Below are 22,038 nucleotides of genomic sequence, written 5' to 3'. Positions count from 1 at the left end.
GTCAGGCGGGCGGGAGCTTGTTCTCGCGCAGGATCCAGTGGTTGGCGTCGAGGCGCGAGACGATTTTCTCCCCGATGCGGGCGAGGTCGGCGACATCGGCCGGGTCGAGGGCATCCAGGAACAGGGTCCGGACCCCCTCGACGTGGGCCGGGGCCAGGCCCTCAATGGTGGCCATGCCGGCGTCGGTCAGGTGGGCCGTAGTAACCCGGGCGTCCCCCGGGTGCGGCTGCCGCTCCACCCACCCGCGGTTCTGCAGCTTGGTCACCACGTGCGAGAGCCGCGACAGGGAGGCGCTGGTCCGGGCCGCGAGTTCACTCATCGGCAGGTACCGTCCCTCCGCCTCCGAGAGCATGGCCAGGACGTTGTAGTCGAACAGGGACAGCTTCCCGGCGGCGTGCAGCTGCGTGTCCAAAGCGGCGGGCAGCAGGGTGTTGATGCTCAGCTGGGCCAGCCAGGCCCGGCGTTCGTCGGCGTTGAGCCAGCGCGGTTCGGTCATGGCTCCATTCTAGGAGGGTCGAAGCTTGACGATTCAAGTTCGAAGTGTTCCGGCGGCCCTTTCATGCGCCGAACCAGGCGGTAGGCTGGCGCCATGTACGTTGTGTCCCTGACCTACAAGGTGCCTGAAGAAATTGTCGACTTCCACCTGCCGGCCCATGTCGCCTGGCTGCAGGACGCCTTCGACCGGGGGGTGTTCATGGTGGCAGGGCGCAAAATTCCCCGTACCGGCGAGCTGCTGCTCTCCAACGCGGACCGTACGGACCTGGACGCTGCCCTGGCCCAGGACCCGTTCTACGTCAACGGCGTCGCGGAGTTCGACGTCGAGGAATTCCACGCCAGCCGGGTCGCCCCCGGGTACGAGAACCTGCTGGACAGCTAGGGCAGGAGTTTTTTCAGCCCGCCTTTGGCCGGGACCCGCACGGGCTCGGGCCAGCGCGGACTGAGCCGGTCCCCCAGCGTGACCCCGCGCAGCTTGCGGCCGAACAGGGGCAGCACCCAGTCGTGGACCCAGCGCCGCTGCCGCCGTTCCCAATCGCGCAGCCCGAGCCGGGCCGGCGGCTCCCATTCCTTCAGGCTGATGGTGTGCCGCACGCCCAGCTGGTCCAGGACCTGCGCCGCGAGGTACTTGTGGCCGGCCTTGGACATGTGCAGCCGGTCGGTGTCCCACATCCGCGGGTCGTGGAACGCGTCGAAACACCAGTAGTCCACGAGCACCGCCCCGTACCAGGCCGCCAGCTCCCGGACCCGCCGGTTGTACAGCGTGTTGCGCCGCTTGAGCGGCTCGAGCAGCACGGAGACCTTGACGTCGAAGCCGGTGAACAGCACGACCGTGGCGCCGCTGGCGGTCAGCGCCGCAACGAGGTGCTCGTAGTCATCCATCAGGTCCTCGATGTCCGTACCGAAGTCCAGGATGTCGTTCCCGCCGGCGTAGAGGGTCACCAGGGTCGGGTTCATCGCCAGCGCCGGTTCCAGCTGCTCCGCGATGATGTGGCGCAGCCGCTTGCTCCGGATCGCGAGGTTCGCGTACTCCCACCCCGGTTCCGCTTTCGCCAGCTGCTCCGCCACCCGGTCCGCCCAGCCGCGGACTCCGTTGGGCAGCCGTTTGCTGCGGTCCCCCACGCCCTCGGTGAAGGAATCGCCCAGGGCGACGTAGAGGCGCCGGCCGCCGGGACGCGGGGTCTGGAGCTTCTCGGCCATGGCGCCACGGTAGCGGGAGTATCCGACGCCGGGGTGAACAGGCGGGTCACATCAGGTGACCGGCAGTGCCGCCTAGAGTTCGGCCCTGCCCTGCCGCCAGTAGCCCATGAACGCGACCTGTTTCCGGTCGATCCCCACCTCACGCACCAAATATCGCCGCAGGGCCTTGACGCTGGCCGCCTCCCCGGCGATCCAGGCGTAGAACGGCAGGGCGCCGGCGGGAGGGCCCGGGTTCCGGCCGGCGTGCCCGCCGGCTTCGAGCAGGGCCGGGGTCTCCCACAGGATGTCCCGGTCCACGTTGACGTCCTCGGGTTCCGGGCCGGCGGGAGGGCGCGGGGAGGTGGCTTCCGCCCAGCCAGGCGGCGGGACCGCGGCGCGGACCGCCGCCTGCAGGAGGTCCCCGTGGTGTACGGGGCCGGCGGCGGCATCGCGGGCCAGCCAAGTCACGGCGATGTCGGCGTGCGAGCGCAGCTCCTGGACATCGGCGGCCGACGGGACCTCGAGGATGGCGTGTCCGCTCAGGTCCGCTGGCAGGCTGGCGAGGATCGCCCCGATGGCCGGAACCGCCGTTTCATCGCCGGCGAGGAGCACCCGCCGGGCCAGTCCCGGCCGCCATTCAATGCCGGCGTAGCGTCCGGCCGTCACGCAGTGCGCTGCCCGGTTGTTCGGCCCGATCAGGACCAGGCGGTCGCCCGGTGCGGCGCTTTCCGCCCAGTCGGCCGCGGGGCCGGCGTTGCCGGCGGCGTCGCGGTGCAGGACAAAGTCGACGTCGATTTCCGGGTAGACGGCGTCCAGGCGGGCCTGCCGCACCGTGTAGGTCCGCATGGTGCCGCGGACGGCGGGGTCCAGGGCCAGCCAGGCGCTGTACCAGCCAGGGTCCTCGGTCCGGAAGGCGGGCAGCGGGACGGAGGAGCCGTCGGCGGTCCGGGAGGGGATCATGAGCTTGATCCGCAGGTCCAGGGTGTCCCCGTGCACCCCGAAGTCCCGCAGCGCGTAGCCGCCGAAGGTGATCCGGCGGTAGCCCGGGCTGAGCTGCTCGGTGGCCGTGACCGTGACCTCGAAGGCCCGGGTCATGGGTTCGGTGGCGGCGGCGGTGGCTGTCGGGGCTGGCGGCGGGGGAAGGGTGGCGGTCACAGGATGGGCTCCAGATCGGGGTCGGGGATGTCGGGGTTGGGGGCGGCGGGGTTGGGGATGGCGGGGATGCGGGCGGTTGAGTGCGGCGCGGCCGGGGCGCCGGCGTGGTGACGCCCCAGCGGCACCACCAGCGGGGTCCCGGCGACGGGGTCCCGGACCACCTTGGCCGAGAGACCGAAGGCGTCCCGGACCAGCGCCTCCGTGACGACCGAGTGCGGGCTGCCCTCAGCCACGATCCGGCCGTCCTTCAACGCGATCACGTGGTCCGCGTAACGGGCGGCGAGGTTCAGGTCATGCAGCACGATCGCCACTGTCGTCCCGCGCCGGCGGTTCAGGTCCGTGAGCAGGTCCAGCACCTCAACCTGGTGCGCGAGGTCCAGGAAGGTGGTTGGCTCATCGAGCAGCAGCACCTCGGTTTCCTGCGCGAGGGCCATCGCGATCCAGACCCGCTGCCGCTGGCCGCCGGAGAGCTGCTCCACGTTCCGGTCCGCCAGCCCCAGGGTGCCGGTGGCGGACAGGGCGCGGTGCACGGCGTCGGCGTCGTCGCGGGTTTCCGCCGCCGGCCAGCCGCGGAAGAGGCCCTGGTGCGGGAAGCGGCCGCGGCCCACCAGGTCCCGGACGGTGATGCCGTCCGGCGCCGTCGGATGTTGCGGGAGCAGGCCCAGCCGGCGGGCTACGTCCCGGGCGGGCTGGCTGTGGATGTCCCGGCCGTCGAGCGTGACGGTGCCCCCGGCAGGCTTCAGCAGCCGGGCCAGTGCCCGCAGCAGCGTCGATTTGCCGCAGGCGTTGGCTCCGACGATCATGGTCACCCGGCCCGCGGGGAGCTCGGCGGACAGGTTCTCGATGACCGTCCGCTGATCGTATTTGAGGGTGACGCCCTCGGCGCGCAGGGTTGCCATCTCAGGGGTCCTTTCGGTTGGCGGTGACGAGGAGCCACAACAGGAAGGGCGCGCCCATGGCACCGGTGACGACGCCGACGGGCAGCACCGTTCCGTCCAGCAGCAGCGGGGCGAGGTTGGCCGCGAGGAAGTCGGCGGCGAGGACGATCAGCACCCCGGTGAGGGCCGCCGCGGGGAGGCTGGGCCTGCGGACGAAGCGGCGGGCAATGGGCCCGGCGAGGAAGGCCACGAAGGCGACGGGCCCGGCAGCCGCCGTCGCCACCGCGGAGAGGCCAACGGCGGTCACGACGACGGCGAGCCGGGTGGCGCCCACGCCCAGGCCAAGCGCCGCGGCGGTATCGTCGCCGAGTTCCAGGATGCGCAGTCGGCCGGCGAGCGCGGCGGCGGCCGGGCCCAGCAGGGCCACGGCCAGGCCAAGGACCGCGGCCCGCTCCCAGCTGGCGGCATTCAGGGAGCCGTTAAGCCAGACGAGGGCGTCGGACGCGGTGCGGATGTCCGCCCGGGTCATCAGGAAGCTGACGACGGCGTGCAGGGCGGCCGCAATCCCCACACCGGCGAGGATCAGCCGGTTGCCGGCCGCGTCCCCCCGGCCGGCGGCAGCGCCGAAGGATCCCCGGCGGGCCAGCGCGTAAATCACCGCGGCGACGCCCAGCGCCCCGGCGAGGGCGGCCGCCGATACTGCCGGCCCGGACGCCCCGAAGAGCACAATCGCCGTGACGGCCGCGGCGCTGGCGCCGGAGCTGATGCCGATCACGTCCGGGCTGGCCAGCGGGTTCCGCAGCATGGTCTGGAACAGGGCACCGGACGCCCCGAAGGCGGCGCCGACGAGGGCACCGACGACGGCGCGGGGCAGCTTGTGCTCCATCACGATGAAGCTGGCGCCGGGAATCTTCTCCCCGCCGGTCAGGTCGGCAACCACAATCCTGACGAAATCGGGAACGGTCACGGTGTAGCTGCCAAGCAGGATACTGGCCGCGAATACGGCTGCCGCGGCCAGGGCAAGTGCCACCTCGGCGGGGTGTTGCCAGGCGGGGCGTCGTGCCGTCGGGCTCCTCACAGGGCCGCCGCCCTGCTCCGGGAGACCAGCCAGACGAACACGGGGGCCCCGAGCAGGGCGGTCATGATGCCGGCGGGGACTTCCCCGGGCAGCAGGACCACCCGGCCGGCGACGTCCGCGGCCAGCAGCAGGGCCGGCGCCAGGACCAGGGACAACGGCAGGATCCAGCGGTAGTCCGGGCCGGTCAGGAACCGGACGGCGTGCGGAACCACCAGCCCGACGAAGCCGATGGGGCCGGCCAGCGCGGTCGCCGCCCCGCACAGCAGGACGACGCCGAGGGCCGTCACGGCCCGGGTCAGCCCCACCCGCTGGCCCAGGGCGCTCGCGAGGTCGTCGCCAAGGGCCAGCCCGTTCAGGTTCCGGCCGGCGGCGAGGACGATGGCCGCGCCGAGGAGCACGAAGGGCAGCCCGGCACCGATCGCGGACCAGTCGCGGCCGGCGAGGCCGCCCACCTGCCAGAAGCGGAACCGGTCCAGGGTCTCCTGGCTGGAGACCAGGACGACGTTCAGGAGTGAGGACAGGCCGGCGCTCAGGGCTGCCCCGGCGAGGGCCAGCTTGACCGGCGTCGCGCCATCCCGGCCCAGCGCCGCGATGAGGTAGACGAGCCCGGCCGCCGCGCCGGCGCCAACGAACGCGAACCAGATGTACCCGTCGAGCGAGGAGACCCCGAAGACGTGGATGCCGGTCACGACGGCCAGCGCCGCGCCGGCGTTGACGCCGATGATCCCCGGGTCGGCGAGCGGATTGCGGGTCACGCCCTGCATCGCCGCGCCGGCGAGCCCCAGGGCCGCACCGGCAAGCAGGCCCAGGACGGTGCGGGGGACGCGGGCCCGCACCACGGCGTGGTCTCCGTCGGCCGGGTCGAAGGCCACCAGGGCCTGCCAGACGGTGCCAAGGTCCAGGCCGCGGGCGCCGACGGCGAGGGAGCCTGCTGCCGCCAGCGCCAGGACACCGGCGGCGGCCAGCAGCCAGGCCGCCCGGCTGCTGGCCTGCGCGCCGGGAGCGCTTTGCGTGCCGGGCGCGGCCGGTATTGCAGCCTCGGCCGGCGGGCGGGCCGGAGGCCGCACCGTCGTCAGCGGGGACATGTCCGGGGCCCTAGCTGGCCGCAGCGGCCTTGTCCGCGGCGTCGGCCAGCTTGGGCAGGAACGTGTCCAGCGCCCAGGGCAGGCTGAGCGGCGACGAGGCCGAGATGGAGAGCGTCAGGGTGTTGTCGGAATCGGCCACGAGGGCACCGCTCTTGACCGCCGGGATCTGGCCCAGCAGGGGGTCGCTCGTGATGGACGCGGCGGTTTTGGCGTCCGGGACCCAGGTGACGAAGACGTCGGCGCCCAGCTCGTTGGCCTTCTCCGCCGACCACGGGATGAAGAACTCCTTGGAGCCCGCCGTGTTGTCCGCCACCACCGGCGCGAGCTTCATGCCGATCGAGCTGAGGAAACGCGGCCGGTTGTCGTTCGCGGTGTAGACGTTGATGCCGTCGCTTTTGGCTGGTTCCAGGTTGCCGTAGATGAACGTCTTCCCTGCCAGCTGGGGGTACTGTGCCACCTTCTCGCGGATGGTCCGCTCGGTGTCGGCGACGAGCCTGGCTGCTTCCGGTTCCTTGCCGAGGGCCTTGCCAATGATGGCGGTGGAGTCTTGCCAGGACGTGCCGTAGGCGATTTCCGGCTGGGCCACGACCGGCGCGATCTCGCTGAGTTTCTTGTAGTCCTCCTCCGTCAGTCCGGAGTAGGCGCCCAGGATGACGTCCGGGTTCAGTTTGGCGATTTCGGTGAAGTTGATGCCGTCGGCCTCGGAATACTGCGCGGGGGCCTTGGCCGTGCCGAAGCCGGCGCCGAGGTTCTTCAGCGCCGCGTCCTTCCAGGGCGTGGACCCCTGGGCGTTTCCGCCCCATTCGTTCTTGGGCACCCCGGCGGGGACGACGCCGAGGGCCAGGGCAACGTCGTCGTTGACCCACGAGATGGTGGCCACCCGTTGTGGCTGCGCCTTGAGGGTGGTCTCGCCGAAGACATGCTTGATGGTGACCGGGAATGCCGCGCCCGCAGTGCCGGTAGCCGCCGGGCCGGACGCCGCGGGGCCGGCCGGTCCGGTGGAGCAGGCGGCCAGACCGAGACCGACCGCAACCAGCAGCGCCGCGGCCCGCAAAGTTGTCCGGCGGAATGAGCTGCGCCGGAGGCGGCGGCACGGCCGGCCGGCGGGCTCGGCGGCAGGGGGATGGTCGGCGGGGGCCACGGGATCTCCTTAGGTGAGTGAAGCAAACCTAAGTAAGGCTAGCCTACCCTTGGAGTAATTACGCAAGATCTCTGTAACTTAATTATCTCAATCGGCGCCGAGGCGCCCGGCTCACCCGGAAACTGGACAGGTCTCGCCCGGGTTTGCGAGGATGAGCGGCGGACCGGGCGCAGCGGCGTCGGTCCGGAATCGTTCTTCACGGAACAAAGACCGAGCAAAGGGAGTGAGCATGCGCATCGTAGGGATGACTGCTGCCACGGTCAGCGGGGTGGCCGTTCTGGCCTGCTGCGCGGCGGCGACGACGCCAGCCCTTTCCCTCCGCCCGGACGCCAACGCGGCCTGATTCGGCCGGAGCCCTACCCACCGGAGTTCCGTGGCTGGCAGATCCCTGCCCTCTTCACCCCTGGCGCGCTGTCGGCCGCCAGAGGCTCCGCACGATTCCGAAGGCTTTCGCCATGCAAAAACTCTCTGCCCAGCAGATCCGCTCATCCTTTATCAACGCGAGCCGCTCCGAGGCCGCCAAACTCAACCTGCCCGCCGGCTTCGACGCCCTGGACTGGGAAAACCTGGATTTCCTGGGCTGGCGTGACGCAAAGATGCCGCTGCGCGGCTACCTGATCCTGCCCGGTCCCGGCGGCCCCACTGGGCTGTTGCTCCGGGCACCCGAGGGCGGTGCCAAGAAGAACCGCGCGGTGCTGTGCGAGCTGTGCCGCGACATCCACTCCAAGGACGACGTGTTGCTCTGGGTGGCCAAGCGCGCCGGCCAGTCCGGCCGCAACGGCAACACTGTAGGCACCCTGGTCTGCGCCGACTTCCTCTGCTGCCGCAATGTGCGCGTGGCGCCGCCGGTCAACGACATCAACCCGGACCCCGAGGTGACCGTCGCGCGCCAGGTCGACGCCCTGATCACCCGGACCGTCCAGTTCGTGGCGCGGGTCCGGGGCGACTAACAGCCGTCGGAGGGGCCGGGCGTCAGCGCAGGACGATGTCCACCGGGTTGGCTTCGGAGCGCCAGGCCCCTTCCGCGCCGGGTTCCGGGACGATCACCGGCGCGGTCAGCACGCCGGAGCGGTTGGTGCGCTTGTCCCGCAGGATCTCGGTGACGGACCCGAGGTGGCGGGACAGGTCGATGACGTTTTCCGGTGCGGCCAGCAGCAGCTGGAAGCCGAACTCGTGCAGCGCTTTGATGCCGGCGCCGGCGAATTCCTCTGAGGCCAGCACGAAGGCCTCATCCATCATCACGGTGCCGTACGTGGTGAAGCCCTGCTCGGCAATGCCCAGCTGGTAGCTCAGCGCCGCGGCCATGATGAAGGCGGTAAAGCGCTGCCGCTCGCCGCCGGACATGGAGCCGGTGTCCGCATGCATGAAGACCTCGGTCTTCTTCCTGCCGCCGCTCTTGGCCGCTTTAGACCCCTGGACCTCCCGGTGCTCCTTGCACTGGATGAAGAGGTGGCCGCGGACGTCCAGCACCTCGGCGCGCCAGCGCCGGTCCTCGGGTGACTGGGAGCCGAGCCGCTTCACGAGCGTTTCCAGCGACTTGTAGCGGCTGGTGAGTTCGGCGTCGTCGTCCGCGCCGGCGGCACCGGCACCGGCAGTCTTGCCCGGCCGGGCGTGGCGGACCTTCAGCGCGTTCTGGATGGCGTCCTTGAACTGCTTGGCCGTTGCCGGCAGGGTCTGCTTGATGTCCAGTTCCAGGAAGCTGCCTTCGTGGAAATTGACCTCGGACAGGATCCCGTTGAGCGGGAGGATGCGGCTGGTGATGGAGCGGCGTTCCTCGTCCAGCAGGTGCAGCAGGGTGGAGAAGGACTCGTGCGTGCGCTGGTTGAAGAACTGCCGGAATTCGGCCTCCTGCGCCGGGAGTCCATCGCTGACGATCGCGTGGTAGCGGGCCTCGAACTCGCCCGCGGCACCGATGGATGTGCCGTGGTCGGCGGAGATCGCCGAGCCCCAGTCGCGGACGAAGCCCTCAAAGATGCGGGTAAGCCGCTCCGCGGTGGCCTGGCCGCGGGATTCGGCCGTGTGCAGCTCAGCCAGCAACCGGGTCCGGACCTGGTTGGCGAGGTTGTCCAGTTCGTGCATTTCCAGCACATCGCCAAGATCCGTGAAGTACGGTTCCAGCGCGGTGACGGTGGCCTCCGCCGGCGGCTGCTGGGCAACGCGCCGCCGGGCGGCCTCCAGCAGGGCGTCCGCCGCCGTGAGCTGGGAGTCCAGGGCCTTGTACTCGCTCTGCAGGACGGCCGCCGCTTCTGTGCTGGACTGGTGCTTTTGCCGGGCTGCCTCGATGTTGGCGCGCAGCGGTTCGAGGTCGGCCTGGGCGGCGAGCGCATCGGCCAGCCGGGTCTCGATCCGGGCGAGTTCGTCGGCGGCGACGGCCGCGGACACCTGTTCCCAGGTCCGGTGGTCGTCGGCCACGCGGCGCAGCGCCTCCAGCTGGCGGGCCATGCCCTGGTGCGACTCCTCGCGGCTTTGCGCCAGCTCTGCGGCCTTGGCGAGTTCCTGCTGCAGGTCCTCGACCTGGGCCGCGACGAGTTCAAGCTTGGCGGCATTGTCGAAGCCGAGCACGTAGTCGTGCCGGGAGGTGAACCGGTCGTCCTTCTCCACGGTGTGCCGGTTGCGTTTGACCACGCCGCCCAGGCTCAGGCCCTTGTCCAGGCCCGCGAGTTCGTCCGGGTCCTCGACGCAGGGGTAGGCGAAGTCCAGTGCGATCCGTTCCCGCACCCACTCCCCCGCTTCCGTGGCCGGGCCGGACGTGAGGATGTCCAGCTTGGCCAGCAGCTCGCCATCGGCCGCGTCCTGCACCGCCAGCGCTCCGCCGGCCAGCGGCTTTGAGACGTCGACGGCGCGCAAGGCGCCGCGGACGGAATGGTCGTTGAGGTAGCGGGTGACGGCGGCGAAGTGCTCGCCCGGGACCAGCAGCGTGGTGGCGAGGCTGCGCAGGGCGCGCTCGGCGGCCGGGCGCCACTGCTCCTGCCCCTCGGCGAGGTCAATCAGCTCACCGGCGAACGGCATGCGCTCTTCCGGCACCCCGGTGGCGGCGGCGATGGCGCTGCGGTTCTCGATGCTCGAGGGCGGCAGCAGGGATTTTCGGGTCTGCAGCGAGAGGAGCTCCTGCTGGGCGGCGGCAAGCTCCCGCTTCCTGGCGGCGTGGCCGTCGAAGGCCTCGAAGCGCAGCTCCTTGAGCGCCTCCGAGTCGTCCTTGAGTTCGGCGGAGCGGGCCGCGGCGTGCTCGTGCGCCTGTTCCCAGCCGGCGGCGGTCCATTCGAGCTCCAGGCCGGCGTCGGTCAGCGCCTTGCGCGCGGTGTCCTCGACCTGCTGGCGGAGCTTGAGGCCCACCCGGGCGTTTTCCAGCGCCTGTTCGATCGCTGAGATCGCGTTGCCGCCCTGGTTGTTGTAGTCCGCCTCGAGCTGCCGCAGGTCCTTGGCCAGGCCGTCGCGGACTCCGCGTTCGGCGCTGAGTTCCTTGGCTTTCGCCTGCGCCAGGGACTTGAAGCGCTCCAGGGTCTTCTCATGCACGCCGACGGCGAGCTGCTGCTTGTACGCCTCGAACTCCTCCCCGGCCAGGTCCCGGAGCCGGTTCGCGTCCAGCAGCGACTGGGCATACTCCTTGTTCAGCGCCGGGACCGGGGCGAGCTGGTCCCGCTGCTGCCGGACGTCCTCCAGCCGCTGCCGGATGGACATCAGGTTGCTGAACTCCTCGACGACGTCGTCCGCGGCGGCCAGCGTGGCGGGGGCGTCCAGGACCTGGTCGCGGAAGAAGGTGTTGACGCTGCCGCCCAGCCCCTTACCGGCCTGGATCACGCGCAGCAGCGGCAACGCCTGGTCCGAGTTGATGCCCAGCAGGCGGCGGAACCGCTCGGCGAACGCCTTGTGGACGTCGAAGATCTGGGCGTCGGGGAAGATCGTTTCGAGGGCCGACTTCGTGAAGCGCTTGTCGGCGATGCCCTCCAGCGCGGCCAGGTCCAGCGGTTTGTTGTCGATCAGGTAGAAGCGTCCGACGCTGGACTCGGTGCCGTTCTTCGGCAGGTCGAACAGCGCCGAGATGGTCACCCGCGTGCCGGCGGCGTTGTCGAAGGTCAGGGCGACGGCGGACCAGGTGGCCCCCGGGCGCTGGAAGGCGCTGGCCGAGCCGTCGCCAACGGCCTTGTCCCCCACCTTGCCGCGCATGTAGGTGAAGGTCGTCCGCTTGTCCTCGACGGCCCCGCCGGCCCGCTGGGCGGCCGCCTCGTTGGAACGCGGCCGGGCATCGAAGACCCGCAGCATCGCGTCGAACAGCGTGGACTTGCCGACGCCGGAATTGCCGGTCAGCAGCGTGCCGTTGCGGTCCACGTGCATCGTGTGGGCACCGTGGAACGTCCCCCAGTTGACCACCTGGACCATGGCGAGCCGCATCTGGCCCGGGTTCGTTGCCTCACCGAGCGGGAGCATTGTTGCGATGCTCATTCGGCTGCCTCCTCTGCGGTGTGGTCGCCTACCGGTGCGTCTCCGTGGTCACCTTCCGCGGTGCTGCCGTGGTCGCCTTCCGCGTGACTGCCGTGGTCGCCTTCCGCGACGCCACCGGCGACATGCTCTGCATGCTCGCTCGTTCCTCGCTTAGACGCATGCTGCCGCATGTCCCCGGCGTCGCCGCTGCTGCCTGTCACCATTACTGCGGTATCGATGGTTTCTTCGTCATCCGTGTCGTCGCTGGTCGGGTCACCTTGAGCGTCATCCTCTGCGTCGTCGTCCGTGTCGTCCGGTTCCTCTGTGTCGTCGTCGCCGGGGCCTGCCGGGTCGGTGTCGAGGTCGATGAGGGGTTCGGTGCCGGCGGGGTCGGTGGAGGCGGCTACCAGGGCTTCGATTTGGGCGGGGATGTCGCCGATGTTCTCGAAGGGGAGGGCCAGGGGGAGGGCGTTGGAGATCGTGTAGACCTCGTCCAGGCCGCTGGTGAGCAGGAGCTGGCGGGCCAGGAGCTTGGTGATGGCGCGGTTGACGACGTCGGAGTCGCGGAGCGCATCCTGCTGGCCGGAGGGCTGGTAGTGGGCGACGAGGTCCGCGATCTCTTCGCGCGTGATCGTGGGGTCGGTCTGGGCGGTGACGTGGCGGTCCAGGAGCAGGCGCAGGCGCAGCAGCACGATGGTTTCGACCCGGCTCAGGGCCCTTTGCTGGCGCAGGATGCTGGAGCGGGTGCTGCCGCCGATGGCTTCGGGGTCCACCGGGCGCAGCACGGCCACCTTGCGTTCGTGATCGAGCTGCAGCGTCAGGAACAGTTCGGACAGCCGGCTGCGCAGGATCACTTGGTTGTCCAGCAGCGTGGTCCAGAGCTTCTCGTCCCGGCCGCCGTCGATGTACGGACCCTTGAGCAGCTTCACCAAGGCCTGGCGAACCTTCATCGGCAGGACCCCGGTGTCCCCGGGGAACAGGGCGGCGCCGTCGACGAACGTATCCCTCGGGGTGACGGCGAACGGGTTCGCCGGAGCCTCGTGCGGGGCGTGGCCGGGCCCTGCGTCGTCAGGTTCGGCAACGAGCTCTTCGGGGGAAAGGTCGGTCATCTTCAATCCTTCTTGAGCGTGACGACGGGCAGGTAGGCGGTGCGCGTGGAGCCGTCGATCTGTTCGAAGTCCAGCGGCTCCCAGGCCTCACGGTCGAAGCCGGCGCCCTGGTGCAGGGCCATGGAGAGCAGCGCCCGGATGGAATTGATGTGGCGTTCCTCCGCCGGCAGCTGCTCCCAGGCGTCGGCCAGCGTGGCGGCTCCGGCAATGGCGGCCCGGACCGCTTCGGGGCTGGCCTTGCCGGTGCGCGGCGAACGCACCCGGTCGGAGTCGCTGAAGGCGATCGGGTCCGCCAGCTTCGGCGGGGCGGCGAATTCGTCCGGGTCAAAGAGCTTGACCATGGCCAGCGACTCGAAGCCGGCGTTGAACAGCACCGGTCCGCGCACCAGTCCGGGGCGTTCGCGCTCGTACGGCAGCGAACGGATCGCCTGCTCCGCCTCGCGCAGCACCTTGCGGAGCCGGACCGACTGGCGGTAGTCGTCGCTCTGGACGTACGTATTGAGGCTTTCGCTGAGCTTGCCGTAGATCCGCTGGATCTGGCTGTGCTGGCTGCGGAGCTCCGCCACGAGGTTCTTCAGGGTCTCGCGTTCGTCCTGGCTCAGTTCGTCCGCGAACTGGCGGCTGAGCACCTCGCCGATCGCCGAGCGGAAGCGCAGCTGCTGCTGCGGGTCTTCCAGGAACGCGGTAAAGGACCGGAAGGTCCTGCCCTCAGGGCTCTGCCGGAGCCGCTTGTCCGCCTCCAGCACCTGCGCCATGGTGGCGCCCTTGCTGAGGGACTCCTCGATGATCTGGTTCCGGAGCCCGCCGACGAGCTCCTCGATCCGGTCACGCATCTTCTTGTAGTCCGCGGGCAGGCTCGCGGCGAGGTCCAGGATATTGCCGGCCGCCTCGACGGCCTCCTCGTCATCGAGCAGACCGTCGAACTCCCCGGAGCTGATGTCCTCGATCAGCTGGCGGCGTTCGCCGATCTCCTCCTCGAGGGACTCCAGCCGGGCGCTCTGGTCCGGGTTGGTCTCGTTGGCGAGCTTTTCGACGTCGCCCAGCAGGGTGCCGAGCCGGGAGCCGTTCAGGGTGGAGCGTTCGCTGGAGAGGCTGTCGAGGAAGGCCAGGACGCGGGCCGCCGGCTCGGTGACTTCATACACGATCTGGCCGGACTGGTTGCGCCGGGTCAGGAAGTTCTTGCGCGTCCACTCGTCCCCGAACCCCTTGCCGTTGGCTGAGCCGCCCAACCCGGGATCATCACGGCGCAGCTGTTGCAGGAACGCGTCGACGTCGGCATGGAACTGCTCGAGCGGCAGCTGCGGCCGGGTCCGGGTGAAGGACGCCTGCAGGACGGCGATCACCCAGGGCGCCGAGCGGGTCAGCGCCCACGCCGGTCCTTTGGTGAGGAGTTCGAGGTCCCGCAGCCGGGCGCTGATGGCGTCGGCGGAGGACACAGCGGAACGGGACACGCACTTCTCCAATCGCTGCCGGGGGTGGGATGGGCAGCGGATCACGGAAAAACTGCCATCTACAAGGTTAACTCAGCCCTCCCCGGGCTTGCCGCGACCTCGCCGTGACCTACGTCCGGGTAGCATTTCGATCCCGTATCAACAGCCGGGGCGCGCCCCGGCGACACTGGCTGGGGTCCCCTCCGCCGCCCTACGCTCGGCCTACTGGTTCAGCCGAAGCGACGGTGCAGGAGGAAGAATGCAGTTCGATCTCAGCGCAGTGGAAACCGGAACCCTGGTGTTCTTCGGGACACTGCTTTTCGCTTTCCTGCTCGCCCTCTTCATTGCGGTGGCAGCCTTTGCCGCCCTGGTCCTCGTGGGTCTCGGCCGGTTGTCCTGGTTCGTCACCGCCAGCGTGCTGCTCGGGCTGGTCCGCGGCATCAACACCGCCTGGGATGTGCTGGCGCACCATGCCGCCGCGGTGGAACTGCCGGGCGATTTCCCCGGGGAGCCAATAGGGCAATCCTCCCCTAGTACCGGGACCTACCCGCGGGTAGCGTTGCGGGACAGCTGAAGGGTCCTCCACCCGCGGCGGATCCAGGGCTCTAGCCGGAGAACCCGGTGACAGGAGATGCCCCGTGAGTTCCGCCGTCGACAACCCGGCCACCGACGATCCATCCACCGACAGCCCCGCCGCCGACGTACCGGTGGCCCCTGAAAACATCGGACCCGAGGCGAGCGCAGCGGAGGCCCGCGCCGTCGCCGAAGCCGCCCGGGAGACCTCCTGGGACCGGCCCAGCTTCGCGAAGGGCCTGTATCTGGGCAGTTTCGACCTCAGCCTCGTGCACCCCTGGCCGCAGGCGCCGGCGGACGACGTCGAACGCGGCGAGGCGTTCATGGAGCGGCTGACCGCGTACTGCCGCACCATGTCCGGCCGCACCATCGAACGCGACGCGCGGATCCCGGACGAATACCTCTCCGGCCTGGCAGCCCTGGGCGCCTTCGGCATGAAGATTCCCCGCGAGTACGGCGGCCTGGGCCTGTCGCTGGTGTATTACGGCCGGGCACTGGCCCTGCTCGGGTCGGTCCACCCGAGCCTCGGTGCCCTCCTGTCCGCGCACCAGTCGATCGGCGTTCCGGAGCCCGTCAAGGTGTTCGGCACGCCGGAACAGAAGCGCGAATACCTGCCGCGCTGTGCCGCCGGCGCGATCACTGCCTTCCTGCTCACCGAGCCCGACGTCGGCAGCGACCCGGCGCGGATGGGCAGCACGGCGGTGCCCTCCGAAGACGGCAGCTCCTACGTACTCGACGGCGTAAAGCTGTGGACCACCAATGGTGTCATCGCTGAACTTGTCGTGGTGATGGCGCTCGTGCCGGCGCACACCGACGCGGACGGTACCGCGCACAAGGGCGGCATCAGCGCGTTCGTGGTCGAGATGGACTCCCCCGGCATCACGGTGGAGAACCGCAACGCGTTCATGGGCCTGCGCGGCATTGAGAACGGGGTCACCCGCTTCCACCAGGTCCGGGTGCCCGCCGCCAACCGGCTGGGCCGCGAGGGCCAGGGGCTGAAGATCGCGCTCACCACGCTCAACACCGGCCGGCTGTCCATTCCTGCGCTGTGCGTGGCGTCGGGGCGGTGGAGCCTGAAGATCGCCAGGGAATGGTCCACCGCGCGCACCCAGTGGGGCCGGCCGGTGGGCGAGCACGAAGCGGTGGGCAAGAAGATCGCCTTCATCGCCGCGAGTGCCTTCGCGCTGGATGCCGTGTTTGAGCTCTGCGCCGAACTGGCCGACGCCGGGCAGAAGGATGTCCGGATCGAGGCCGCGCTTGCCAAGCTCTGGTCCACCGAGATCAGCTGCCGGATCGCCGACGAACTGGTGCAGATCCGCGGTGGCCGGGGCTTTGAAACGGCCGATTCCCTGGCAGCCCGCGGCGAGCGCGCTGTTCCGGCCGAACAGCAACTGCGGGATATGCGGATCAACCGGATTTTTGAGGGGTCCTCGGAGATTATGCGGTTGCTGATTGCGCGGGAAGCGGTGGACGCGCACCTGTCGGCTGCGGGGGCGCTCGCGTCGGCGGACGCCAGCCTGTCCGAAAAGGCCAGGGCGGCCGTCGGCGCGTCCGGCTTTTACGCCCGGTGGCTGCCGAAGCTGGTGGCCGGCACCGGGATGGATCCGCGCTCGTATGGCGATTTCGGCCGGCTCGCCAGGCATTTGCGCTTTGTGGAGCGGGCCTCGCGGCGGTTGGCGCGCCAGACTTTTTATGGGATGGGGCGCTGGCAGGCAGGACTGGAACATAAGCAGGCATTCCTGGGCCGGATCGTGGACATCGGGGCCGAGCTGTTCGCGATGGCCGCGTGCTGTTCGCGGGCAGAGATGCTGCTGCGGACCGCGCCGGACCGCGGCGCCTCGGCCTACGAGCTCGCCGAAGCCTACTGCGATCAGGCCCGCGTCCGGGTCGAGGAGTATTTCGACCAGCTGTGGCGGAACACCGACGACGGCGACCGGGCCCTGGCGCGCCGGGTGCTCGCCGGCGGCTTCGAGTGGCTAGAGGCGGGAGTGCTGGACCAGTCGGAGGGGACCGGGCCGTGGATCGCAGACGCCAGCCCGCGGGCCTCGGCGAAGGAGGATTTGCACCGCAACTACCGCTGACCTGCGGCTTTACCCGATGACCTGACGAACGCGCCAATAGTAAGCACCCTTGCTATTGGCCGTTTGCCGTGCTTAGGTGGAGGCAAGACCTGATGACGGTCGAAGCATTGCAGTGCCCGGCCCAAACCACGGACCCGGGTGGATCAATGAAAGCGAGCAGCCATCATGAGCAGCACAGCAGGCCCCGAAGACAGGACTCCCCGCCGCCCCGACGCCGTGGACGGAGCCCCCGGCCGGGACGGCCGGATCCACGACGCCCGGCAGGACGGCGCAAGCGCGGAGCGGCCCATCCTGGCCGACCAAGCGGCTGACCGCCGCGCCGAGGCGCACGCAGAGGACCGCGCCGCGATGCGCACCGAGTCCCGCGCCGAGGACCGGGCGGAGCGCCGCGCCGAACACGCAGAGGACCGCGCGGAACGCCGGGCCGAACGCGCCAACGACACCCGGGCCTTCCCCGCGGCGACCGCGGCCGGGGCCGCGGGCACAGCCGGCCGCGACGACCGGCCGATCCACGCCACCCGCGACGAGGCCTATGTCGATGACACGGTCGTGGACGAGGTTCCCACCCGCGAGACGGTCGTGGCCCGGGAGAAGGAACAGTTCGGCGGCATCAAGATCGGTTCGGCGTTCTTTGGCTGGCTGGCGGCAACCGGCATGGCCGTCCTGTTGACGGCCCTGGTCGCCGCAGCGGGCACCGCCGTCGGCCTCGCCACCAACACCAACGTCGGCGAGGCAGTCAACCAGGCCTCCCAGAACCAGAGCGTGGGCATCGCAGGCATCATCGCACTGCTCGTGATCCTCTTCGTCTCCTACTACTGCGGCGGCTACGTTGCCGGCCGGATGGCCCGTTTCAACGGCGCACGGCAGGGCCTGATGGTGTGGATCTGGGCACTGATTGCGTCGATCGTCGTCGCCGTCCTGGCACTCACCGCGGGCAGCCAGTACAACGTGCTGGCCAACCTCAACAGCTTCCCCCGCATCCCGGTCAATGAGGGCGACCTCACGGCCACGAGCATCATCGCCGCCGTCGTGGTGGCGATTGTGGCCCTGATCGGCGCCATGCTCGGCGGCCTGGCCGGCATGCGCTTCCACCGCCGGGTGGATCGGGCCGGTTTCACCCCGGTAGACACCGTCGAGGAGCGCTAGGCCGGGCTGAGTTCGTCCAGGTAATACCAGCGCCTGTCCTGGCGCACGAAGCGGCTGGTTTCGTGGTGCACCCCGGCCTCGCCGCCGTGCCGGAACCAGGCCTTGAACTCGACGGTTCCTTCGGTGTCCAGCGGTCCGCCGCGCCGGGTGGAGACAATATCCAGCCGCCGCCACTGCATCGCCGGGTCAAGGTCCAGGGCCGCCGGGCGGGTGCTCGGATGCCACGTCCTCAGCAGGTAAGCGGCGTCCCGGACCACGAACGCGCTGTAGCGCGAACGCATCAGCTGTTCGGCGGTGGGGGCCTCCGCGTCCCCCCGGTGGAACCGGGCGCAGCACTGCCCGTACTGCTCCCCGGAGAGGCAGGGGCAGCGCGCCTCGGGCGCGATGCCGGGAGGCGGGGGCGTGCTGGCCTGGGCTTCGGTCACGGGGGTCCTTCCGGCAGGGCCGGCGGTCCGGCGTGGGCTGCCTTCGACTATAGACGGCCCCCGGGAAGCCCGGCTTCCGGGGAAGGCGCCGGCCCCGGGAGGTCGCCGGTATCAGCTTGGACACATCCTGCCGCGGCGGACGGTTTCCCCGCGTGTCCGGCCGAATTTGTCCGTATGGTTAAGAGGGCTGGAGCCCGGTGGGCAGACTGCCGCGCAGACCTCAGTGCAGGCTGGATTGGAGAGGCGAAGTGGAAGATCCGACGACGATCGGGCTAAACCTGACCTTCTTCGGCACCCTTGGCGTCGGCCTGCTCATGTTCCTCGGCGTGTTCTTGGCCTTTGTCATCACCCTGCTGATCGCGGGCGCTGGGCGGCTGCTCGCGGTGGTCCTCACTGCACTGTTCCGCGGGGCTGCAGGGGCCTCGAAGGGCCCGCGGCGGGCACCGGGGAGCGCCCAGGCGTCCGGCGCAACGCCCGAGACTGCGGCAAACGCCAAGCCCGGCTGGCCGCTGAAGACCGGACGGCCCGCCCGCCGGGAACCGCAGCTGTCCGCCGACTGGACCGCCGCCGTCGAACGCGCCGATGCCCGCGCCAGGGAGCGCGCCAGGGCCGAAGCCGCCCTCAAGGCGCGCGACACGCGGCCCGCGCAGGACACGGAGCGCAAGGCCAGCTGAGGCCTTACCGCCGCGGGGCATCTGGGCTACGTTGGAAGCCATGGAATTCAGATACCTCGGTCACAGCGGTTTCAAAATCTCGGAAATCACCTTCGGCAACTGGCTCACCCACGGATCGCAGGTGGAGAACGACGTCGCCACCCAGTGCGTGCGGGCCGCCCTCGACGCCGGCATCAGCAGCTTCGATACGGCCGACGTTTACGCCAACACGGCCGCGGAAACCGTCCTCGGTGAGGCGCTCAAGGACGAGCGGCGCGAGTCGTTGGAAATCTTCACCAAAGTCTTCGGCCCCACCGGGCCCAAGGGACACAACGACCTCGGGCTGTCCCGCAAGCACATCATGGAATCCATCAACGGATCCCTCTCGCGGCTGCAGACCGACTACGTCGACCTCTACCAGGCGCACCGGTACGACTACGAGACGCCGCTGGAAGAGACCATGCAGGCCTTCGCGGACATCGTACGGCAGGGCAAGGCCCTCTACATCGGCGTCAGCGAATGGACCGCCAGCCAGATCCGTGACGGGCACGCCCTGGCCAAGCAGCTCGGCTTCCAGCTGATCTCCAACCAGCCGCAGTACTCCATGCTCTGGCGGGTCATCGAGGCCGAGGTCGTGCCGACCTCGGCGGAACTGGGCCTGTCACAGATCGTCTGGTCCCCGATGGCCCAGGGCGTGCTGAGCGGCAAGTACCACCCCGGCAAGCCGGCCCCGGAGGGCAGCCGCGCCACGGACGCCAAGGGCGGAGCCCGAATGATCGAGCGGTGGATGTCCGACGAGGTCCTCACCGGCGTCCAGCAGCTCAAGCCGATCGCTGACGAGGTGGGCCTGACCATGGCGCAGCTGAGCATCGCCTGGGTGCTGCAGAACAAGAACGTGGCCTCCGCCATCATGGGCGCATCCCGCCCCGAGCAGGTCGAAAAGAACGCCGCGGCGGCCGGGGTGAAACTCGAGCCGGCGGTCATGGACAAGATCGACGCCGCGATCGGCTCCCTCGCCGAGCGCGACCCGGCACAGACGAAATCCCCGGCCTCGCGCGAGGCCTAGGCACCCCGGCCCGGCACCGCCGGTGCGCACCCGGCACCGCCGGGGCGCACCGGGGAGCCGCCCGGGCCGGTATTGACGGCTTCCGGGCGGCGGCGTAAACCTGAGACCAGGCGGACCGTCGACAGAATCGCAGTGCCATGCCGAAGCAACTCTCCAAACACACCTCTCCCATCATGGCCCGGCGCCGGCAGGCGCAACGCCTCGCGGCCCATCCCGGCGAACCCAGCCACGGGCCGCTGACCGCCGAGGAGCTGCAGCTCGCGGTACGGAACCATTCAATGCCGCTGGAGGCCCTCCGGAACGACGTCACCCCGCCCGGACTGCACTACCTGCTGGACCACTTCGACATCCCGGCCATCGACGGAAGCAGCTGGCACCTGCGGATCGGGGGTGCGGTGCAACGCTCGCTGGAGCTCAACCTCCGGGCGTTGCGCCGCGCGCCGAGCATCAGCGTCCCGGTCACGCTGGAGTGCGCCGGCAACGGCCGGTCCCTGCTCAAGCCGCGTCCGCTGAGCCAGCCTTGGCGGCTGGAGGCCGTGGGCACGGCCGTCTGGACCGGGGTGCCGCTGGCCTACCTGCTGTCCCAGGCCGGCGTCGACGAGGACGCTGCGGAGGTGGTGTTCACCGGCGCGGACGCCGGCATCCAGGGCGGCGTGCGCCAGCAGTACGCCCGGAGCCTGCCGGTCAGCGAGGCGCTGCGGCCCGACGTCGTGCTGGCCTACCGAATGAACGGGGCGGAGCTGCCACCGCAGCACGGCTACCCGCTGCGGCTCGTGGTCCCGGGCTGGTACGGCATGGCCAGCGTGAAGTGGCTGTCCTCGATCAGGGTGCAGGTGAAGCCCTTCGACGGTTTCCAGCAGTCCGTTGCCTACCGCTACCAGCAGGACGCGGACGACGCCGGGACGCCGGTGACGTGGATCAAGGTCCGGGCGCTGATGGTTCCGCCGGGCATCCCGGACTTCTTCACCCGCGAAAGAATCCTGGCCGCGGGCCCGGTGATGCTGACCGGCCGGGCCTGGTCCGGGAACGGCCCGATCCAGCGGGTTGACGTAGGGATCGACGGCACGTGGCTGCCCGCGCAGCTGGAACGCCCCGCGGCGCCGTTCGCCTGGTGCGCCTGGTCCCTGCCGTGGGTCGCGGACGCCGGGCAGCACGAACTGTCCTGCCGCGCCACCGACGCGAGCGGCGCCACGCAGCCGTTGGAGCCGGTGTGGAATTACCAGGGCATGGGCAACAATGTGGTGCAGCGGATCAAGGTGACCGTGCAGTAGCGCCGCTCAGTAGTCGACGATCGCGCCGCTGGAGATGTTGATGGTGGCATCGGTGATGGCGCCCGCCCTGTCCGAGGCGATGAAGCTCGCCACATTGCCGACGTCCGCCAGGGTCGCAGTCCGGTTCAGGTGCGCCGCGTTGGCAATGCCCACCACGATCTCCTCGCGGCCCTCCACCTGCCACGGAATGGTTTCGATGATCCCGCCGGTCACCATGGTCACCACGCGGACGCCGTGCTTGCCCAACTCCAGCGCCCACTGCCGGCGCTGCCCGTCCATGGCGTCCAGGGCCACCTTGAAGCCGCCGAGGCCGGTCATGGTCTGGGGGCCGGAGCCGCCGAACATGAGCACCACGCCGGACTTCTGCTTCACCATGTAGCCTGCGGCGGCGCGGGTGGTCAGGAAGTGGGTACGGGCGGCCAGGGTGATCGGCTGGGTGAAGTCGTCGACGTCGATCTCCATCAGGGGCTGCTGGATGTCGCCAAAGGAGATGACGTTGAACGAGATGTCGATGCGTTTGGCCTTCTTCGCGGCAGCCGCCACGAAGGCGTCCACCTGTTTTTCGTCCAGCGCATCGACGACGGCGGTCTCCGCCGTGCCGCCGTCCTCGCGGATGTCGCGGGCGACTTTTTCGAGCCGGGCCTCGGTGCGGCCGGCGAGGTAGACGGTGGCACCCTCTGCCGCGAATGCCCGCGACACCGCTCCCCCGATCGCACCGCCGGCACCGTAGACCAGCGCCGTCTTGCCCTGCAGCAGGCCGCCGTCCGGCGTCTGGTTTGTCAACATGTGTTCCTGCCTCCCGCCGCGGAGTGGTGAATGCCTCCACTATGTTCCCGCCGGGCGCAGGTGGCAAG

At 70.1% G+C, this 22,038-nt stretch carries 19 protein-coding genes and 1 pseudogene; 8 read left to right on the top strand and 12 right to left on the bottom strand.

Annotated elements, in window-relative coordinates; translation table 11 throughout:
* Window position 1 precedes the first annotated feature (1 nt).
* Entirely contained in the window at window positions 2–496 is a 495-nt protein-coding gene (locus tag ASG71_RS03525; RefSeq protein WP_056737108.1) for a MarR family winged helix-turn-helix transcriptional regulator, read from the bottom strand.
* Between the two features lie 93 nt (window positions 497–589).
* Here ASG71_RS03525 and ASG71_RS03520 point away from each other — a divergent pair, with 93 nt between their 5' ends.
* Window positions 590–877, top strand: coding sequence for a YciI family protein (locus ASG71_RS03520; protein ID WP_056737106.1), 288 nt, complete (start codon window positions 590–592; stop codon window positions 875–877).
* Here the strand turns inward: ASG71_RS03520 and ASG71_RS03515 are convergent.
* The 6 genes from ASG71_RS03515 to ASG71_RS03490 all read right to left on the bottom strand — a co-directional run bounded on the left by ASG71_RS03515 (window position 874) and on the right by ASG71_RS03490 (window position 6,924).
* Entirely contained in the window at window positions 874–1,695 is an 822-nt protein-coding gene (locus ASG71_RS03515; protein WP_056737104.1) for an SGNH/GDSL hydrolase family protein, read from the bottom strand. The two genes, ASG71_RS03520 and ASG71_RS03515, sit on opposite strands and share 4 nt — an antisense overlap.
* Window positions 1,696–1,767: 72 nt before the next feature.
* Entirely contained in the window at window positions 1,768–2,769 is a 1,002-nt protein-coding gene (locus ASG71_RS03510) for a siderophore-interacting protein (protein ID WP_056737257.1), read from the bottom strand.
* Window positions 2,770–2,825: 56 nt separating this feature from the next.
* Entirely contained in the window at window positions 2,826–3,728 is a 903-nt protein-coding gene (locus tag ASG71_RS03505; RefSeq protein WP_056737102.1) for an ABC transporter ATP-binding protein, read from the bottom strand.
* A 1-nt stretch (window position 3,729) separates the two neighbouring features.
* The gene (locus tag ASG71_RS03500; protein WP_235563909.1) at window positions 3,730–4,737 is read right to left on the bottom strand and encodes a FecCD family ABC transporter permease; all 1,008 of its coding nucleotides are present in this window, start codon (window positions 4,735–4,737) and stop codon (window positions 3,730–3,732) included.
* 44 nt (window positions 4,738–4,781) lie between these two features.
* Window positions 4,782–5,870 carry a FecCD family ABC transporter permease gene (locus tag ASG71_RS03495; protein WP_056737098.1) on the bottom strand — a complete coding sequence of 363 codons (1,089 nt, stop codon included), beginning with the start codon at window positions 5,868–5,870 and terminating at the stop codon, window positions 4,782–4,784.
* 10 nt (window positions 5,871–5,880) lie between these two features.
* A complete protein-coding gene (locus ASG71_RS03490; RefSeq protein WP_235563916.1) occupies window positions 5,881–6,924 on the bottom strand; it encodes an iron-siderophore ABC transporter substrate-binding protein in 1,044 nt (347 codons plus the stop codon).
* A 542-nt stretch (window positions 6,925–7,466) separates the two neighbouring features.
* Between ASG71_RS03490 and ASG71_RS03485 the strand changes: the two genes are divergently transcribed.
* On the top strand, window positions 7,467–7,961 hold the full coding sequence (locus ASG71_RS03485) for an FBP domain-containing protein (RefSeq protein ID WP_056737094.1): 495 nt from the start codon (window positions 7,467–7,469) through the stop codon (window positions 7,959–7,961).
* Window positions 7,962–7,983: 22 nt separating this feature from the next.
* On the opposite strand, the gene ASG71_RS03480 is transcribed toward ASG71_RS03485, so the two are convergent.
* From ASG71_RS03480 to ASG71_RS03470, 3 genes and pseudogenes are all read right to left on the bottom strand, one after another.
* Window positions 7,984–11,451: an ATP-binding protein gene (locus ASG71_RS03480; RefSeq protein WP_056737092.1), complete on the bottom strand. Its 3,468-nt coding sequence runs from the start codon at window positions 11,449–11,451 to the stop codon at window positions 7,984–7,986.
* 269 nt (window positions 11,452–11,720) lie between these two features.
* A pseudogene (locus ASG71_RS16530) lies at window positions 11,721–12,539 on the bottom strand (DUF4194 domain-containing protein); the annotation flags it as partial.
* A 2-nt stretch (window positions 12,540–12,541) separates the two neighbouring features.
* Complete coding sequence (locus ASG71_RS03470) at window positions 12,542–13,990, bottom strand: DUF3375 family protein (protein ID WP_056737090.1); 1,449 nt, start codon at window positions 13,988–13,990, stop codon at window positions 12,542–12,544.
* Window positions 13,991–14,228: 238 nt separating this feature from the next.
* Between ASG71_RS03470 and ASG71_RS03465 the strand changes: the two genes are divergently transcribed.
* The 3 genes from ASG71_RS03465 (at window position 14,229) to ASG71_RS03455 (ending at window position 17,769) form a co-directional block, all read left to right on the top strand.
* On the top strand, window positions 14,229–14,543 hold the full coding sequence (locus ASG71_RS03465) for a hypothetical protein (protein WP_056737088.1): 315 nt from the start codon (window positions 14,229–14,231) through the stop codon (window positions 14,541–14,543).
* Between the two features lie 64 nt (window positions 14,544–14,607).
* Window positions 14,608–16,623, top strand: a complete 2,016-nt coding sequence (locus ASG71_RS03460; RefSeq protein ID WP_056737086.1) for an acyl-CoA dehydrogenase family protein — start codon at window positions 14,608–14,610, stop codon at window positions 16,621–16,623.
* A gap of 165 nt (window positions 16,624–16,788) precedes the next feature.
* A complete protein-coding gene (locus ASG71_RS03455; RefSeq protein WP_157366167.1) occupies window positions 16,789–17,769 on the top strand; it encodes a TIGR04086 family membrane protein in 981 nt (326 codons plus the stop codon).
* Here the strand turns inward: ASG71_RS03455 and ASG71_RS03450 are convergent.
* A complete protein-coding gene (locus ASG71_RS03450) occupies window positions 17,766–18,155 on the bottom strand; it encodes a YchJ family protein (RefSeq protein WP_200947933.1) in 390 nt (129 codons plus the stop codon). The two genes, ASG71_RS03455 and ASG71_RS03450, sit on opposite strands and share 4 nt — an antisense overlap.
* 287 nt (window positions 18,156–18,442) lie before the next feature.
* On the opposite strand from ASG71_RS03450, the gene ASG71_RS03445 reads away from it, so the two are divergent.
* From ASG71_RS03445 to ASG71_RS03435, 3 genes are all read left to right on the top strand, one after another.
* Window positions 18,443–18,868 (top strand): hypothetical protein, encoded by a 426-nt coding sequence (locus ASG71_RS03445; RefSeq protein ID WP_056737082.1) that lies wholly within the window; start codon window positions 18,443–18,445, stop codon window positions 18,866–18,868.
* Window positions 18,869–18,908: 40 nt separating this feature from the next.
* A complete protein-coding gene (locus ASG71_RS03440) occupies window positions 18,909–19,913 on the top strand; it encodes an aldo/keto reductase family protein (protein WP_056737080.1) in 1,005 nt (334 codons plus the stop codon).
* Window positions 19,914–20,086: 173 nt separating this feature from the next.
* Window positions 20,087–21,184 carry a sulfite oxidase gene (locus tag ASG71_RS03435; RefSeq protein WP_056737254.1) on the top strand — a complete coding sequence of 366 codons (1,098 nt, stop codon included), beginning with the start codon at window positions 20,087–20,089 and terminating at the stop codon, window positions 21,182–21,184.
* A 6-nt stretch (window positions 21,185–21,190) separates the two neighbouring features.
* Here the strand turns inward: ASG71_RS03435 and ASG71_RS03430 are convergent, their stop codons facing one another.
* Window positions 21,191–21,970, bottom strand: a complete 780-nt coding sequence (locus ASG71_RS03430) for an SDR family NAD(P)-dependent oxidoreductase (protein ID WP_056737078.1) — start codon at window positions 21,968–21,970, stop codon at window positions 21,191–21,193.
* Window positions 21,971–22,038 lie beyond the last annotated feature (68 nt).

Origin of the sequence: Arthrobacter sp. Soil763, assembly GCF_001428365.1 — a bacterium.
Lineage (GTDB): Bacteria > Actinomycetota > Actinomycetes > Actinomycetales > Micrococcaceae > Arthrobacter.
This window is presented reverse-complemented; position numbering and strand designations above follow the sequence as displayed.